At 53.4% G+C, this 15,243-nt stretch carries 15 protein-coding genes and 2 pseudogenes; 4 read left to right on the forward strand and 13 right to left on the reverse strand.

What is annotated here, in order from left to right; all coding sequences use genetic code 11:
- Positions 1-79: 79 nt before the first annotated feature.
- The 5 genes and pseudogenes from SLW74_RS12335 to SLW74_RS12355 all read right to left on the reverse strand — a co-directional run.
- A pseudogene (locus tag SLW74_RS12335) lies at positions 80-388 on the reverse strand (Gfo/Idh/MocA family oxidoreductase); the annotation flags it as partial.
- Positions 369-1,574, reverse strand: coding sequence for a 6-phospho-beta-glucosidase (locus SLW74_RS12340; protein WP_410929035.1), 1,206 nt, complete (start codon positions 1,572-1,574; stop codon positions 369-371). The gene SLW74_RS12340 and the pseudogene SLW74_RS12335, both read right to left, overlap by 20 nt.
- Positions 1,571-2,686 carry a DegT/DnrJ/EryC1/StrS family aminotransferase gene (locus tag SLW74_RS12345; protein ID WP_410929036.1) on the reverse strand — a complete coding sequence of 372 codons (1,116 nt, stop codon included), beginning with the start codon at positions 2,684-2,686 and terminating at the stop codon, positions 1,571-1,573. Before SLW74_RS12345 ends, SLW74_RS12340 begins: the two co-directional genes overlap by 4 nt.
- The gene (locus tag SLW74_RS12350; protein ID WP_410929037.1) at positions 2,661-3,659 is read right to left on the reverse strand and encodes an ROK family protein; all 999 of its coding nucleotides are present in this window, start codon (positions 3,657-3,659) and stop codon (positions 2,661-2,663) included. The genes SLW74_RS12345 and SLW74_RS12350 overlap by 26 nt, the downstream gene beginning before the upstream one ends.
- A gap of 16 nt (positions 3,660-3,675) precedes the next feature.
- The gene (locus SLW74_RS12355; RefSeq protein ID WP_410929038.1) at positions 3,676-4,863 is read right to left on the reverse strand and encodes a sedoheptulose 7-phosphate cyclase; all 1,188 of its coding nucleotides are present in this window, start codon (positions 4,861-4,863) and stop codon (positions 3,676-3,678) included.
- A gap of 177 nt (positions 4,864-5,040) precedes the next feature.
- Here SLW74_RS12355 and murB point away from each other — a divergent pair, with 177 nt between their 5' ends.
- The gene (murB, locus tag SLW74_RS12360; RefSeq protein WP_410929039.1) at positions 5,041-6,057 is read left to right on the forward strand and encodes a UDP-N-acetylmuramate dehydrogenase; all 1,017 of its coding nucleotides are present in this window, start codon (positions 5,041-5,043) and stop codon (positions 6,055-6,057) included.
- Positions 6,058-6,061: 4 nt separating this feature from the next.
- Here the strand turns inward: murB and SLW74_RS12365 are convergent, their stop codons facing one another.
- The 4 genes and pseudogenes from SLW74_RS12365 to SLW74_RS12380 all read right to left on the reverse strand — a co-directional run bounded on the left by SLW74_RS12365 (position 6,062) and on the right by SLW74_RS12380 (position 9,875).
- The gene (locus SLW74_RS12365; RefSeq protein ID WP_410929040.1) at positions 6,062-6,805 is read right to left on the reverse strand and encodes a helix-turn-helix transcriptional regulator; all 744 of its coding nucleotides are present in this window, start codon (positions 6,803-6,805) and stop codon (positions 6,062-6,064) included.
- A 173-nt stretch (positions 6,806-6,978) separates the two neighbouring features.
- On the reverse strand, positions 6,979-7,296 hold the full coding sequence (locus tag SLW74_RS12370) for a hypothetical protein (RefSeq protein ID WP_410929041.1): 318 nt from the start codon (positions 7,294-7,296) through the stop codon (positions 6,979-6,981).
- 107 nt (positions 7,297-7,403) lie between these two features.
- Positions 7,404-8,661 (reverse strand): annotated as a pseudogene (locus SLW74_RS12375) (integrase domain-containing protein).
- 173 nt (positions 8,662-8,834) lie between these two features.
- Positions 8,835-9,875: a hypothetical protein gene (locus tag SLW74_RS12380; RefSeq protein WP_012723149.1), complete on the reverse strand. Its 1,041-nt coding sequence runs from the start codon at positions 9,873-9,875 to the stop codon at positions 8,835-8,837.
- A 112-nt stretch (positions 9,876-9,987) separates the two neighbouring features.
- On the opposite strand from SLW74_RS12380, the gene SLW74_RS12385 reads away from it, so the two are divergent.
- From SLW74_RS12385 to istB, 3 genes are all read left to right on the forward strand, one after another.
- Complete coding sequence (locus SLW74_RS12385) at positions 9,988-10,251, forward strand: hypothetical protein (RefSeq protein WP_012723150.1); 264 nt, start codon at positions 9,988-9,990, stop codon at positions 10,249-10,251.
- Between the two features lie 239 nt (positions 10,252-10,490).
- Positions 10,491-12,041 carry an IS21 family transposase gene (gene istA, locus SLW74_RS12390; RefSeq protein WP_032657045.1) on the forward strand — a complete coding sequence of 517 codons (1,551 nt, stop codon included), beginning with the start codon at positions 10,491-10,493 and terminating at the stop codon, positions 12,039-12,041.
- Complete coding sequence (gene istB, locus SLW74_RS12395) at positions 12,038-12,787, forward strand: IS21-like element helper ATPase IstB (protein WP_012723152.1); 750 nt, start codon at positions 12,038-12,040, stop codon at positions 12,785-12,787. The genes istA and istB overlap by 4 nt, the downstream gene beginning before the upstream one ends.
- Before the next feature lie 204 nt (positions 12,788-12,991).
- On the opposite strand, the gene SLW74_RS12400 is transcribed toward istB, so the two are convergent.
- From SLW74_RS12400 to SLW74_RS12415, 4 genes are all read right to left on the reverse strand, one after another.
- Positions 12,992-13,081 (reverse strand): DUF4113 domain-containing protein, encoded by a 90-nt coding sequence (locus tag SLW74_RS12400; protein ID WP_311138688.1) that lies wholly within the window; start codon positions 13,079-13,081, stop codon positions 12,992-12,994.
- Between the two features lie 169 nt (positions 13,082-13,250).
- Entirely contained in the window at positions 13,251-13,631 is a 381-nt protein-coding gene (locus SLW74_RS12405; protein ID WP_012723153.1) for a hypothetical protein, read from the reverse strand.
- A gap of 121 nt (positions 13,632-13,752) precedes the next feature.
- A complete protein-coding gene (locus tag SLW74_RS12410) occupies positions 13,753-13,947 on the reverse strand; it encodes a hypothetical protein (protein ID WP_032657047.1) in 195 nt (64 codons plus the stop codon).
- Positions 13,948-13,950: 3 nt separating this feature from the next.
- Positions 13,951-15,240 (reverse strand): cbb3-type cytochrome c oxidase subunit II, encoded by a 1,290-nt coding sequence (locus SLW74_RS12415; RefSeq protein ID WP_012723154.1) that lies wholly within the window; start codon positions 15,238-15,240, stop codon positions 13,951-13,953.
- Positions 15,241-15,243 lie beyond the last annotated feature (3 nt).

Consider the following 15,243-nt stretch of genomic DNA (forward strand, 5'->3'; position numbering starts at 1 on the left):
TGTGCCGATAGCGGTTCATATAGCCCACGGCGAACAGAGCATTGCTGCGGGCGAAGGCTTGCCCGAGTTGCAACGCGCCGGCTGCGGACACGTGTAGCGGTTTTTCGGCAAAGACTGCAACACCGTGGCGCGCAGCCTTTAATTCCACCGTCCCGCGCATGCCGGGCGGCGTGCAGATAAACACCCCGTCGATTTGCGTCCAGTCGATCTCCTGGTCGCTCGCGAGTGCAGCACAGTCGGGGGCGATTTTGACGATTTGTCTGGCGCGGGTCAGATCTGAGTCCACGCTATAGACTATATGCGCTCCCAGTGTCTTTAGGGCTTTGGCGCGGGTCAAGCCCATGCGGCCGCAGCCAATGATGGCGAACCTAAGCATGTCCATGTGCATCACCTGTAAGGTAGGTTTGAAAAGTTGTGACGGCCGCTTTCAGATCGCGACTCGCCATCAGCGGGTCGGCCGCGAAGGCGGCTTCGATGTTCTCGCCCGTAGGAGCAAGGCAGGCACTTAATGAGGCGGCCTCATGGGCCTCAAAAACCTCCATCCACCTGGCAACGGCAGGTGGCGGTGCAGTCCGCGGCAGGTCGTGGTTGACACTGCCAGTGTTGACGGTCGCCAGGAACTCCCGAGTAATACCGTCGGCGGCGCACAGGTTCACCGGCAGCACGCACGAGTGGCGAGCCCCGCTCAATGCCTCCAGCATGGGCACTACCGCATGCTCATACCAAGGCATCGGGCGTTGCTCCAAAGCTGGCGGATAGCGCAGCGGGACTTGCTCCAATTGTTTTAGGGCCTGTGCGCGCAGGTCGACCAACTGCGTGGAACGATTGTTATCCTCGACCTTGCTGGTTACCAATAAACGGAAATATTTGGTTGGAATAGCCTGCAGTTCTTCGATCAGGGCTGCGTCGAACCCCGTAAACGACTGGCTTTCCATTAACGACAGAAGGCGTGGCAGTACGGGCTGGCCTGCATGCGTGAGGTTGTGGAGGAAGCCACGATGGTTCAGCCCGGTATAGGTCCATTGAAGTTGCTCGTGAGGTAGTTGCAGGCGCGCGGCAATCTGACGTTGAGTGACCGTCGGCAACTCGCAAATGCCGATACAGCGGGGTTGGCCCTGTAAAAAGAGCTGCGATGTCGTGAGGCTCAGCGGGTTGGTGATATTGAGTACCCAGGCTTGTGGGCAAAATCGATGGAGTAGCTCGGCCAGTTCGGCGATATACGGCATGCAACGAATCGCCGCCAGCAGGCCGGAAGGCCCCAGGGTTTCATCGGCGGCCGTATCCAACGCGCGGCCGAGCGACTCCCCCTCATGCCGGCCTTCCAGACCTCCGTAACGGGCTTGGTGGACTACATAGTCCGCACCGTCGAGCACGCGCTGAGCGGCGGTGTCATAGCTGACTTTCCATCCGGGTAGGCGTGATTGGGCAAAGTGCGCTATGTGTGAAGTGACGGCCTGGTTGCGACCTTGCAGCCGCAGTTCCCAAGCTTCGCCGGCCAATCGACTGCCTGCCAGTTGCTCGCACAACTGAAGGGTGTAGGGGCTCCCACCGCCCAGAACGGCCAGAGTTTTCATGAGTGACCCTCGAGGAACGCGTATACGCAGTCACATACCCGGTCTGCTTCGTCGGCATCCATATCGGGCCGCAAGGGCAGGCAGAGGGTTTGTGTGGCCAGGGCCTCGGCCACCGGAAAATCACCAGCCTTCCAGCCGTATGCAGCGAACGCTTCCTGCAAATGGATCGGTGTCGGATAGCGCACGACGGCGTCTATCCCGTTCGATTGCAGGTGGGCGAGCAGAGCATCTCGTTGCTCAGTACGCACTTGGAACAGGTGATAGACGTGATCCTTGTGCTCTGCTGGCGCCTGGAAACTCAAGGACAACCCATCCAGGCGGCTGATGTAATGAGCGGCGACTGCTCGTCGTTGCTCGTTCCAATGCTCCAGGTGCACAAGTTTGGCGGACAAGACCCTGGCCTGAATGGCATCCAGCTTTGAGTTCATACCCAAAGCCACATGCCGGTTCTGACCACATTGCCCCAGCGCCCGTAATACTTTTATCTGTTCGGCCAAGTGAGGGTCGTCGGTGACAATCGCACCGGCGTCGCCGGCCGCAGCCAGGTTTTTGCTCGGGTGAAAGCTGAAGCAGCCGATATCGCCGAAATGTCCGGCGGCACGCCCGTCGATTCGCGCGCCATGACTTTGTGCAGCATCCTCGATGACCCTCAATTGGTGTTTTTCTGCCAGCGCCAAAAGTTTTGTCATGGGCATGCATTTGCCGAACAGGTGCACAGCAATAATGGCTTTGGTACGTGCCGTGATTGCAGACTCGACCTGCTCCACATCCATCAAGTAAGCGTGGGGTTCCGCGTCTACCAGCACGGGAGTGGCCCCCACGAAACATATTGCGGCGACGGTGGCGTAGAACGTATTTGCCTGAGTGATAACTTCATCGCCGGGTCCTATCCCCATAGCCAGTAACGCGAGGATCAGCGCGTCGGTACCACTGTTGGTGCCGACGCAGCACTTTCCACCGATGTAGTTGGCGAACGCCGTTTCGAAGCTTTCGACGGCTTCAGTCAGGATATAGTGACCATTGAGAAGGTCTTCCCCAATGGCATGCAGCAATGGCTGCAAGTCGTTACCGAACTGGCTTGAGTAGTTATAGCGGTTGACTTTCATGTTCATGGCGGAGGAGTCCTTGTGCATAAAGCGCGCAGCCAATGAGGCCATTGTTGTCATCGGCATAGCCGAGGGCGATGGTGTCGTTCCAATCTCCAGCGTCGAAGAAGCTGGCGCAAAGGCCCGCCAATCGCTTCCGGTAAGGCTCGCCCAGCGCACACGAAAAGCCGCCGAGCAAGATGTAGGAGGCAACGCCAGAGATGGCTCGAGTAGCCGCCAACGCGTGGGCGAGAGGGCGAATGGCGTCATCCATGACCTCAAGCGTCCATGGGTCTTGCTGCTGGAATGCTTCAACAAGTGAGGAGGTTTCGAGCAAGTCGTAGGTGGGTGTGGTCTTGCCCAATGCGCTGTTTAGATAAGCGGTCGGTTGTTGTCTGGCGCGCAACTTGAAAAGCCGCAATGTTCCGCGTCCTGAACTGACAGCGCCGACGTGCCCATGACCACCGCAATCGCACGGTAATTCCTTTGGGCAGAGCGGGTGAAGCAGGTGTCCAATTTCTCCAGCATCCCCTTGATGGCCAGTCAAAGGTTTGCCATCGATAAACAGCTTGGAACCGATCCCCGATCCCGACGAAACGATATGGAACGTGTGGTGCTCCGAGGTCAGGTAACGGTATCCCGCGGCCGTTATATCATTGAGTACATGCACGTTTTGCATGTCAAACAGTGCTTGTAACAGCGCCACGGCCGGGATAGGTCTATCGAGTTTTGCACCTAGGACGGTGGGTAAGGCAGTGACGCAACCATCTACGGTGACCGGGCCAGGAAGCGCTGCCACGACGGTGTCATACGCCAGACCCAGAGTGTCCGCAGCGTTTTTCATGGTCCTGAACAATTGTTCGATCAGGTCCCTGTCGCGCAGCGGCGAATTGACAAAATTAGGCGTGGCGATTCGAGTCTGCTTGACTAGCCGGTGCTGCTCTTCACAGTAACAGCCGATGCGCAGGCTGGTGCCGCCGACATCAAATACCAAAATCATAAGGACTCCTGTCTAGTCAGGCCGGACTGTATTGCTGTGCGATATTTCTGAGCTGTTCACAGGCGTGTATGCACTCTTGTGCAGTCACATCATGGAGAAAGGTTGCACGACCAATCTCTATGGGGACGGGCATGCGCTGCAGCCCATCGCGATGCTTGACTATTTCGGCAAGTGCCTGGGCGATATTGGCTGAGGTACATGTGGGATGAATGATCGGCAGGCCAATCTTTTTGGTCAGTTCAATGATGCGCAATGCCTGTCGTGGATTGAGTAACTTCCGGTTGGCGGCGACCAGAGTTGAAATACACATATCAACTGCAACGGCTTCACCATGCAGCAAGGTGTCGACAGCTTTCATCTCAAAGACAGGCGAGAGGGTGTGGCCAAAGTCCACCAGTCGCTGCAAGTCGCTTTCCCAGAGGTTAGGTTCGAGCTCCTTGAGCATGCCATGCACTGCACTGCGCACAACACCTAAAGAAAGCGTTGATCGGGCCAGGCGATCCGCCATCAGATGGTCCACGTTTTTTTCAATGACAGTGAATAACGCCTGATCGGCGATGATTGCCATCTTCAATATTTCTGCCATTCCATTTTTAATATGCCGTGGCGGCAGCGTTTCCAGAAAGGAGGTATCGAGCAATGCACAAACAGGCGCGTAGTAACTGCCAACCCTGTTTTTATGAGCTCCGAAGTTTGATCCGGTTTTGACCCCTACGGCCGCGTCAACGATACCCAGGAGTGTCGTTGGAATGCGGATATAAGGCACACCTCGCCGATATAGACTTGCGGCCATGCCTACAACATCCATCAAGCAACCGCCGCCGATGGCGATAACCGGTTCATTTTTACGTGAGACCCCAAAATCAACCATATGCTGGAGAATATTCTCCACCATCGAGTAGTCCTTGAGGCGTTCGGTAATATGAATCGGGACAATCAGATACTCACCTTCAAAGGCATCGAAAAACTGCCGAATACGCCGGCCATGAAGCGTTAAGACTTCGTTATCAATAAAAATTAAACGCTTGTCGTAAACCATCGACGAGGCCGACGAGCCACAGACCGCCAACTTGACATTAGTGGAGTCAAAAAGATGTGGTGCTTCAATAACTGAATACTCAACGGGGCGGCTGCCTTTAATAATCCATTGTTGGCAAGACGGATGTTTATCCGCGCACGGATGATCATTTGATAAGACTTCCATGACACAACCCTCGCAATTGGTAAGTGCAATAGTTGACGTAATTTCTTCGTCTTGGGGTCAATGCTGTGCGCTAAGAATTGGGCTGTAAAGTGTCCGTTTGGACAGTGGGCAGACCTGGTCTGTATGCACTAGGCTTCTAGCGTCTCAAGCAGAAATCAACGCTCTGGTGAGTTCTCCATGCAGATCAGTTATCGACAATCCCTTCGCAGCTTCAACACGTTCGGGGTAGATGTTTGTGCCCATTTGTTATGCAAGGCAGGCACGTATGACGATCTTAAAAAAATCCTGACGTTTGCGAAACGCAGGGCACTAAAAGTGCTTTTTTTGGGGGGCGGCAGCAATATTCTGCTAGCTCGGGACTTCGACGGCGTAGTTATTCTGCTCGAAGGATTTATCGATGTCGACCTGTGCTCCTGTGGGACGCATCGGTTGGTGCGTGTCGGGGCGGGAGTTAATTGGGACGGGTTCGTGCAGTATTGTGCAGAGGCGCAGTTGCAAGGGATCGAGTCGCTGGCGGGCATACCTGGCACGGTAGGGGCTGCACCCATTCAGAACATTGGCGCTTATGGAGCAGAGGTTGCAGACTGCCTGATCGGTGTTGAGGTGCTCGATAGACTGACCCACACTCGGTACTGGCTACCGCGCAACGACCTAGGCTTGGGCTACAGGGACAGCGTGTTTAAATTACGCTACGCACAACGATTGGTCATCTTGAGTGTGCTCTTCCAAATGCGTGACTGCGGAGTCTGGGCACAGTTGGATACGAAAATCCGCGAAGAACTGGGTGTCCAACCGCAGGCCCGCACACTGACAGAGATTACCGCAGCAGTAAGACGCGTGCGAAATCGACGGCTTCCAGAGCCCGGCCAGCTAGGCAATGCCGGCAGTTTTTTCGTGAATCCGGTGGTCAGCGCAGAATGCATGGCACGGCTGGTTGCCCGTTATAGCCAGTTTCCAGCATTCGAGCAGCCAGGCGGGCGCTGGAAATTATCTGCGGGTTGGCTTATTCAACAGTGCGTCGCTGTGGGCTTTCGAGTGAATCGGGTAGGGATTTATACGCATAACCCATTGGTGGTGATTAATCACGGAGGAGCCACAGGTGCCGAGATCGTTGCATTCGGCGAGTTGCTGCGGCAATTGGTGTTTGCCAAGTTTCATATCGAGCTGAAGCGTGAGCCGGTGTTTATTGAGTGAATAGTTAGTGCAACAAGCCAAGCTTTATCGCATTACTTACGGCTTGAGTCTTATTACAAGCTTCCAGTTTTCGGTAAGTATTTAGCAAACGGTATTTCACGGTGCGCTCTGGCGCATCAATGATTTTCGCAATCTCCCAAATGCTTTTGCCTTTGGCCGACCAAGCTAAAACTTGCAGCTCACTGTCTTTCAAAGGGGCTTTGCAAAGTTCTTGTTTGTTGATCACGTTTTCTGCCAGATAACATAGTGTCGCTCCCAGTGTGGCAATGATGTACTCGCATTTCACATCAGATTTCGAGCTGACATTGGCCAGCGATACCAGTCTCGGCTCCAGGGGTTGGATCTCTGCAGCTGGCATGAAATAAGTATAGCCGTGGCGCAACCCGTACTTTTCACCCCGAGCGACAACTTCTCTGCCGCGCGGGGTATCAAAAGAAAATAGAGCATCGTGCCATGAAAAAACTCCGCCGATATTCAAAGCGTAATGGATGACGGGGTCGTCCTTGGCGTAATCGTTCCTGTGGTATTCCTTGAGCCAGTGTTCGGGAACATTCTTTTCGTAGTAAACGTTGATGGAAGGAAGCGCAACGTTTTCAACGGTGCAGACCGCAACACAGCTATAATCTATATAGCGTTGCGCCCATTTCAACACCTTTTCAATAACTGGACCTTTTGCGGTGTTGTCGAAGTTTAAACATTCCAGCAAGTTGTAAAGCTCTACACCATACCGCTCTTTATTCAAGTGCATGGGGGTCTCCTCTTCCTGAAGCTGCTTATGGGCAGTGGTCGTTCATCCGTTGTTAGGCCAGGGACCGATCTAAACAAAAAGCAAACGCATAGGGCAACACCATCTGGGTCAGAGCCTTGACCTAGAGTGTCTTTATGGCGCTGTATGGGCGAACCACAGCGCGGGGTCGCTGATTAAAACTTAATCAACCTGAAGCGATAGGCTACGACTAGAACCGTTGGCCAGAACAGTGTATTAGCAATGTCATGGAAACTTGCGGCCCACCGCCAGTATCCCAGGCTCGCCTTATCATCCATAAGATCGAGCAGTTCGATGAGGCTTGCCCCTGCCAACACCACCAGCCAACTGCTGAAGGAACCCAAGGATCTTCGAGTGGTGCAACTGGCGGCGATCAGCAATGCCAGACCTACATAAATATGCAGGGCATCCCTCGAGAGGCCTGTGGCTGAGATGATTTCTAGCTTGATTGATTGCAGCGTAGAGATGTCCATCGAGTGCTTCCTCGTGTCGCGTGGCTGAAATCTACGGTGACTCTCGCCTTGTGTCATGCGATAGATCACGCAGGTTGGCGCCGCTGTCGCCAATCCTCCATCCACGCCTAGCGTATTGGAAAGACCTTGCGTTCCTTTGTTTGGTTAATTGCAGATGCCGACAGGCTGCCAGTCGCCGCCTTCTGGATGTACTCGCTCCACCACGCCATCATCGGGCGACGGCGTTCGATGTATTCCGCCCGGTTGTAGGCGCTCCGAACTTCGTCCTTATCGACATGGGCCAAAGCGACTTCGACCAATTCCGGATCCCATCCATTTTCGTTCAGGATAGTGCTGGCCATGGACCGCATACCGTGGCTAACCAAGCGGTCCTGAAAGCCCATGCGCTTCAACGCCATGTTGGCGGTCTGGCTATTGGCATGGGTGCGGGGGGGGTCTATCTGAAGGGAGCACGTACTCTCTGTTACCACTGACTTGCTTGAGCGTCTCCAGTAATGAAAGTGCCTGATCGGTTAGGGGGATTGTGTGCGGGCGACGCTTTTTCATGCGCTCTGGCGGAATGGTCCAAATGCGCTTGTCGAAATCGATATCTGCCCATCGTGTGGTGGCTGCTTCGGCAGGGCGAGTCATCGTGTGCAACTGCCACTCGATCAGGCAGCGGGTCGTACGTTTGATGCTGGCATTCGCGATTTCCATCATGAGCTCGGGAAGCTCCTCAGGTGGTAGCGCAGCCATGTTTTCTTTCTTGGGTTTCTTGAACACCGCCCGAATTCCATTGAGGGGGTTCGCAAAGATCAGCCCGGAGTTGACTCCGTAGGTCATGATCTCGTTGAGTCGTTGACTCAATCGTTTCACGGTTTCGAGGCTCCCTTTGGCCTCGATGGGGCGAAGGATCTTGATAACCATCGGAGCAGTGATTTGAGAGAGCGGTGTTGTCTTCATGCTTGGGAAAACATGGAGCGTCAGCGATCTCCAAATGTCTTCGGCGTAGGCTTTGGTTACGGAGTCTCTCTTCAGCTCGAACCAGGCGGTGGCCACCTTCTCGAAAGTGTGTTCAGTCTCAGCAAGTTTGGCTTGCCTTACCTCATCACGCTCGGTTTTAGGATCAATGCCCAACGCGAGAAGCTCACGCGCATCTGCGGCTTTCTTCCGGGCGTTGGCTAGCGAAAGGTCGGGGTATGGACCAAGCGCCATATTGATACGGCTTCTGGTCAGGGGCTCGCGGTAATTGAAGTTCCACATCACTGATCCGCTCGCCCGGACTCGAAGCTGTAAGCCATCGCCGTCGCTGAGGACGAAATCTTTACCAGTTGCCTTGACTGCTTTCAGTTGGCGATCAGAGAGTCGGGTTGCGTTAGTAGGCATGGGGCTACCTCCAGCACCGTTTTGGTATCCTGGAAATAGCATTTGATAGTCCGGTGGGAAATTGCAACCCATTTGACCAGCCATTTGCATTCGACTTGACCAGTCGTTTGCATCGGAAGTGACCAGGCATTTGCATTGGACTTGACCACTCGCCTAGCGAGTCATTTGAAAGGCTAAAGCAGCGGTACTGGTGGCACTGTCTGTGGCGCGCCATCGATGATGCACATCCATCCCCAAGTTCTCAGTGCCGACGTCTTCTTAAACTCCTCGACCAGCTCGGCCGCAATTTCCCCTATGTCCGTCCGCAACTCGAACTGAGGGCGCATTGCGTGCAAAACGTCAATTCCCATGTCCCCGGCAAGCAGCTTGCACATCAGCTTATTACGAAGCTTCCAAGGTAGGGCTTTTCCGCGCCTTTCCGGATGCTGGTAAACCATGGTGTTCAAATGCGCCGACGCGTGGATGTAGTCAGCGCTGCTCATCCAGATATGCAGATGGGCAGGCACTCCAAGGGGTAGGACGTTGAACACGAGCCAATCGATTAGGCCAACGGCAACACCGCGCGCTTGAAGCTCCATTGCCAGCATCAGAAGTACTTTGTGCAAGGTGCCTGCTGCCTTGATAGCAACGGTTTTTCGACCTAGGAGATCTGCTTCGACCACTATCGCGATCAACGCAGCGAGGGCATCCAAGCTTGCCCTGCGTTCGAGTTTTTCGAGTAGAACTTGAGTGATTGGTTCGCGCTGAACACTGTCCCAAATCATGTTGCTGGTGCTGCGATAAAGCACCAGTTGGACATCGGTATTTAACGCACGGAAGTAGCTGTCGAAGCTGATTTTCTGTTGCCGGGAGATCAGCTTCATCAAAGTCCATATGGGATGATTCAGGTCGCGGGACGATCCAGGTGCTAGCAGTTCCACCCTACTCAAGGTCTTGGCCTTGGGGGAGATCATTTTCTGTTCGTACCTAGACCACTTGCTTCGGTAATGCCGGATCGTGCCATTCGTATTTCTTCGAAATGACTCTTTTTCGAAATACAGCTCAAGGGCATAGGCAGTTTTGAGGCCTGTCCGCTGCCTCAGTCCTTCGAACCAGTAGCCCACTGCGAGCATTTCCACTGTGTTGCTTCGGGGGCGGCTATTTTCCGGAATTTGTTCGCGCAAGCTGCCTGCGAACTCCGAATAAATGTTTGCAATTCTCTTAAAATCAGACACTTAAAAATCCCCGAACGATCTTTGTACCGTAAAAAATGTAGAAGTCTTACGGCTGGAGCGCAAGGGGGCGGTTTATTACTATCAACTGTGACCAAACCGGACATTAAGTGCGATGCGCGAGCCCCTTGAAATCCAATTTCTGTCATTCGAATTAGAGCTCGACCTCAAACAGCGATATGGCCTGATGGTGGGTGGCAGCGCGCTGTGGAGAGAGTTGGGTTACACATCGTACGACGCGTTTCGTAAAGCTAAACAGCGAGGGACAATTGAGGTGCCGCTATTTGAAGTGCCTAATCGTCGGGGGTTCTTTGCTCTGTCCAAAGAGGTCGCTTGGTGGATTGCTACGCAGCGCTGCGCACGGCAGCAGGCCGTATGAACTAAGCATATGAGGAGTATCACAATGAGATCAGGATAGGAGCTAGCCGGTGGATTTGGAGCACAAAAAAGCCCAGGGGTGGAGCCCTAGGCTTTTTTGATGGTGTTAGGTTTCAGCCCTACGCGCCGTCATTCTGTGTTCCCTCGCGTTCGGCGTCAAGTCGATCACATTCCGTTTGTCTGCAATTTTCACACGGCGCGACCTGTGAGGTGTTCACACACCTGTCGCGAGGAGAACATATGAGGCTGCCAATAAGTACGCAGCGCGAGGTGCTACGCCTTACGAGCGACCCCAAGCTGTCGAATAGGGCTATTGGCCTATTAGCCAAAGTGTCCCATAACACTGTTCGCACCATTCGGGATCAGTTGGCACAGTGTGGACAAAGCTGGGAAGAACTGAAGCACCTTGACGACAAAGCGCTGGCGGAGCGTCTGCATACCCAGCCAAAAGTCTCATCTCAAAGGAAGGCTTACCCGTCATGGCCTGCCATCCATGAACAGCTAAAACTTCCTGACATCACCTTGGAACTCCTATGGCAAGAGTTTCGTACAAGCGAGCCAGAAGGCGTGTCTTATGCTCAGTTCACACGGATTTATCGTGAATGGGTCAATAGGCAAAAGCTGAGCATGCGACAGACTCACCTCCCCGGAGACAAGTGCTTCGTGGACTTTTGTGGCAGGACAATGCCTGTGACCAACCCGGATACTGGAGCAATCAGCCAAGCTCAGGTGTTCGTGGCAACGCTAGGTGCCTCGGGATACATTTTTGCCACCGCCGTGAGAAGTCAAACGATCCCAGACTGGCTCAGATGCAACATTCTGGCCCTGGAGTTCTTCGACGGGGTTCCACGGTTCGTTGTGCCTGATAATTTGAAGTCAGCAGTGACGAAAAACACGAGAGATGTGGTGACCCTAAATCGTGCCTACGCCGAGTTTTCTGAGCACTACGGATTTCAAATTTACCCCGCCAGACCGCGTAAACCGCAAGACAAGTCGCTAGGTGAGATTGCTGTTCAACTGGTACAAAGATTCGTTCTCGCAAGGCTGAGAGCGAGCACCTTTTTTTCCTTAGAAGAGCTCAACGAGAAAATCAGCTACTGGGTTGATGAGCTAAACAGTCGAATCACTCGAACGTACCCTAAGAGCCGAACCAGCCGCTTCCTTGAGCTTGACTATCCAGCCCTCAAGCCGCTCCCAGAACATAAGTACAGCTACAGCAAGTGGGTGTATCAGGTTAGGGTAGGCAGCGACTACCACGTACAATTTGAAGAGCACAGCTACTCGGTTCCTTACCACTTCGCGAATCTTCTTGTCGATTTGCGCGTGCGAGACGATTGGCTCGAAATCATTCATCAGCGCCGTCTCATCGGCTCGCACAAGCTCAATCGTCAGCGGGGCACTAGCACTCTCAAAGAGCACTTGGCCCCGAATCACAGATATTTCCAGGACTCCCAGCCGGAAGCTCTGATTGTCTGGGCTGAGACTATTGGGCCGGAAACGCTCCGTTTCGTGAAGGACAACCTCAACCTGCGGAAAGATTTCTCGACCGGTTTGAAGGTCGTTGTTGGCCTGAAACGTGACGTTCGCAAAGGGGCAATCACACCGTCACGCCTTGAGTCCGCGTGCGGCTATGCGAATAGCTTGAACATCCTAAGTTCTGAGCGGCTGCGTTCGATCCTTCGGAACGAATCTGACCTGCGCCCCAACTACCGAAGATCCGCCCCCTTGGTCGAACACGCCAACATACGTGGTGCTGAATACTACGCCTCACAGGGAGATGAGCCGCTATGAAGTCAATCCTCGATACTGCCCAAAACCTTATGTCTCTTGGTCTGCACGGGATGGCAGCAGCCTACGAGCGTCAGCTTGAAACACCGGCGCTGCTGAAAGAACCATTCGAAACAAGGCTTGGTTTAATGATGGATGCCGAAAATAGCGAGCGTGAGAGCAGAAAGGTTGGACGTTTGCTAAAGAACGCAAGGCTTCGTGAGAATGAAGCCACAATAGACAGCATTGAATTCAAGGCGTCTCGAGGCATAGACCGCAATACGGTCATGTCCCTTGGTGAGTGCGAGTGGTTAGCGCGACGTCAGAATGTGATCATCACGGGCGCTACGGGCACTGGCAAAACCTGGCTCGCTTGCGCACTCGGAAACCAAGCCTGCCGCCTTGGGCGAGCGACGCTGTATCGCACTGCCACGAAGCTTTTTGAAGAAATCTCACTTTCTTACGCTGACCACACCACGCCTAAACTACGTCGGCATTTGATCCGCGCAGAATTATTAGTCATAGATGATTTGGGCATCGGTGGCATTGACGCCCAGTTGGGCCCGTTCCTCCTGGACGTTATCGACGAGCAGTCACAGAACGGCTCATTGTTGATTACAAGTCAGTACCCTAAAGAAAAATGGTATGACCTGTTCTCCGACCCCACGATTGCCGATGCAATTCTTGACCGTATCGTTCACAAGTCCCACGTTATAGAACTGAAAGGCGAATCAATGCGAAGGATCAAAAGTCGCAAACGGTTGCAATAGGATCCGGTGTTTATCCAGGTGGGCAATACGAATGCAATTGGTCAAATTGAATGCAAGCAGTTGGTCAAATGCAACGCAATCACCTGTTTTTTCAATAATGTATAATTGGCGGGATTAAGATTTTTGCTATGCTCTTTGAATCATCCTACCTTAATCAGATCTGAGGGTTGAAACCTTTAGTAAGTCCCAGCCCCAGTGCTAGCCCTATTTAAATTTAACAGTCCAGAGGTGATCCAGCTGGGTTGTGCAAATGGGGCTTAGCATCTGGCGCTTCATACCCCAGTATGGCGTTATGGGAACATCTCAAGAGCGTACGGTGCCTCGGCCCCATTTTACGTTGATCTGATCCATCATGCTTTGTGAGGCGCAGCGGCCGCACGTTGGCGGAACTATCAGGTAGTTAAACTTCTAGTTTGCGCCACTGACAAAGCCAGGGCGCATGCTAGCCTGTTAATTAATGAGGTTACGGTTTAGCAACGTGCCAGACTTGGTTGACACCGTCGCCGGTTGTATCCCCTGGCTTGGTATCTTTGACCCAGCTGTAAAGTGGCATGCCTTTGTAAGCCCATTGTTTTGTGCCATCGTCTCGAGTGACGACAGAATAATCATGATCCGCTTTGGCGTTTGCCGACACTGCCAGAGGTGGCCAGTTTGCAGCGCATGGCCCAGTGCAGACCGACTTGCCCGAGGTGTCCTTACCGAACGTGTACAGAGTCATTCCTTTCGCGTCTACGAGTACTTTTCCCTTGTCTGTTTCAGCAACCTTGACTGGCGCGTCGGCGAACGCAAAACCAGATATGCAGCAGACGGCAACAGCAGCGGTGAGGATCATTTTTTTGAACATACGTATTCCTTTGGTTTTTGTGAATTTTTGTAGGCTCGCCTGCTATTTGAAATAGTACGCGACCAGACAGTAGACGAACGCCAGACAGTTCTATTCCAGTTCCGTAAAAAACTTCCCAATATTATGTTTTACCGGAACCCTGATCTTTCCCCCCCTGTTGATCCAATGGCGTTCTTATTTGAGCAAAACGACGTTCACGCTCAAGCATCACGAGCTTGGGCGCCTCACTCCACAGCCGAAGTTCAGGGCTGACCCACCAAGCTACAACGAATGCAGAAACGATCAGGGTCATCACAATTACCATTGAAGCAAACATGATTCACTCCTGCTCGGTAGGTTGGTATAGCGTACGCAAATAGGTAACTACAGCAGTTCGTTGTTCGTCCGAGAGCACTGCTTTCCAGGGAGGCATTGCCGTACCTGGTATGCCTTCACGCAAGACGTTCTCCAGATACGCCGTGTTGCCTTTCTTCTCCCAGAAGTTCGCGGGGCGTGGGGAGAGCCCGCGAGATGCAGGCCCATTGCCCTGGCCACTGGCACCGTGGCAGCTAGCACAATTGGTGGAAAATAGAGACTGCCCAAGCGCTACGTCGCTAGACGGCAAGGCGCGCTCGTCCGCTGTATGCAGGCTTTGCACATAAAGCGTGAGTGCCACCAGCGTTGAGTTATCAAGGTCTCTCCAAGCGGGCATTGCTGTCCCGGGCCTGCCGTTCCACAAAACATCGGCTAAATGCCGGGTTGTAAATTGTGCATCGCGCAGGTTAGCCGGACGTGGCAGCAACGTCGGCGCCGCTAAGCCATCACCTGTTCCACTCGGACCATGGCACCCGGCGCAGTTCTCCGCGAAAGCCGCTTGTCCCAGACGTAATGCGATCGAGCGGTCATTTGCGTTAGTAGGTATCACAAAGCCAGGCACTGGCCCATCCAAGCGAGGTCGCGCGGCGATTGCATCTTGGCTTACATTGAGTGACGCCGACATTTCTTCATCTGCCATGCTGTCGTGCGACATCGCGTTACTGCTCTTCTGGGTTGATTGTTGAGCGTCAACCTGCGCCTGAAGCGGATCGTCATAACCCGAAACTTTTCTAGCTCTACCAAGCGTCTGTAAGTAGGCAACGAGGTCAATTCCATCCGATGTCGGTTTGTTGGCATCACCTTTAAACAACCAGGGATAGCCAGGCATTACAGAGTCACGAACGACATATCGAGGATTGAATAGGTGGGTCAGATGCCAATCATTACTTCGTACCTCGGTTTCCCGAGCTAAATCAGGACCAATGCGGCGAGTCCCCCAGAGTTGTGGGTAGTCGTATTTCGTTTCCCATGCTTCAGTGGGCGCCCCCCAGCGACTGACGTCCTGAGCTACGAATCGTACTTGTTGAGTATGACAATAACCGCACCCTTCGCGGGCATATACAATGCGCCCTCGTTCTTCTTTCGCGGAATACTGTTGCATGTTGGCAGGTGCACGGGCCTCGATTTCCTTTTGCAGTTGCTTCCCAGGCAATATCCCGAGCAGCATAAACGACAAGATAAAGAAGCCGATACCGGCTACAAATATGATCAGATAGGCGCTATTGAACAGGCGATGCTTGGTAACCGTTTGCATACC

Source organism: Pseudomonas sp. W5-36 (assembly GCF_046540455.1).
Taxonomy (GTDB): domain Bacteria; phylum Pseudomonadota; class Gammaproteobacteria; order Pseudomonadales; family Pseudomonadaceae; genus Aquipseudomonas; species Aquipseudomonas graminis_B.

Excerpts from the sequence above, each read along its gene's own strand:
- SLW74_RS12340 (WP_410929035.1), bottom strand. The coding sequence starts at position 1,574 with ATGAAAACTCTGGCCGTTCTGGGCGGTGGGAGCCCCTACACCCTTCAG.
- istA (WP_032657045.1), top strand. The coding sequence starts at position 10,491 with ATGAGGCTGCCAATAAGTACGCAGCGCGAGGTGCTACGCCTTACGAGC.
- SLW74_RS12350 (WP_410929037.1), bottom strand. The coding sequence starts at position 3,659 with ATGATTTTGGTATTTGATGTCGGCGGCACCAGCCTGCGCATCGGCTGT.
- murB (WP_410929039.1), top strand. The coding sequence starts at position 5,041 with ATGCAGATCAGTTATCGACAATCCCTTCGCAGCTTCAACACGTTCGGG.
- SLW74_RS12345 (WP_410929036.1), bottom strand. The coding sequence starts at position 2,686 with ATGAACATGAAAGTCAACCGCTATAACTACTCAAGCCAGTTCGGTAAC.
- SLW74_RS12405 (WP_012723153.1), bottom strand. The coding sequence starts at position 13,631 with ATGTTCAAAAAAATGATCCTCACCGCTGCTGTTGCCGTCTGCTGCATA.
- SLW74_RS12415 (WP_012723154.1), bottom strand. The coding sequence starts at position 15,240 with ATGCAAACGGTTACCAAGCATCGCCTGTTCAATAGCGCCTATCTGATC.
- SLW74_RS12410 (WP_032657047.1), bottom strand. The coding sequence starts at position 13,947 with ATGTTTGCTTCAATGGTAATTGTGATGACCCTGATCGTTTCTGCATTC.
- istB (WP_012723152.1), top strand. The coding sequence starts at position 12,038 with ATGAAGTCAATCCTCGATACTGCCCAAAACCTTATGTCTCTTGGTCTG.
- SLW74_RS12385 (WP_012723150.1), top strand. The coding sequence starts at position 9,988 with ATGCGCGAGCCCCTTGAAATCCAATTTCTGTCATTCGAATTAGAGCTC.
- SLW74_RS12370 (WP_410929041.1), bottom strand. The coding sequence starts at position 7,296 with ATGGACATCTCTACGCTGCAATCAATCAAGCTAGAAATCATCTCAGCC.
- SLW74_RS12365 (WP_410929040.1), bottom strand. The coding sequence starts at position 6,805 with ATGCACTTGAATAAAGAGCGGTATGGTGTAGAGCTTTACAACTTGCTG.
- SLW74_RS12355 (WP_410929038.1), bottom strand. The coding sequence starts at position 4,863 with ATGGAAGTCTTATCAAATGATCATCCGTGCGCGGATAAACATCCGTCT.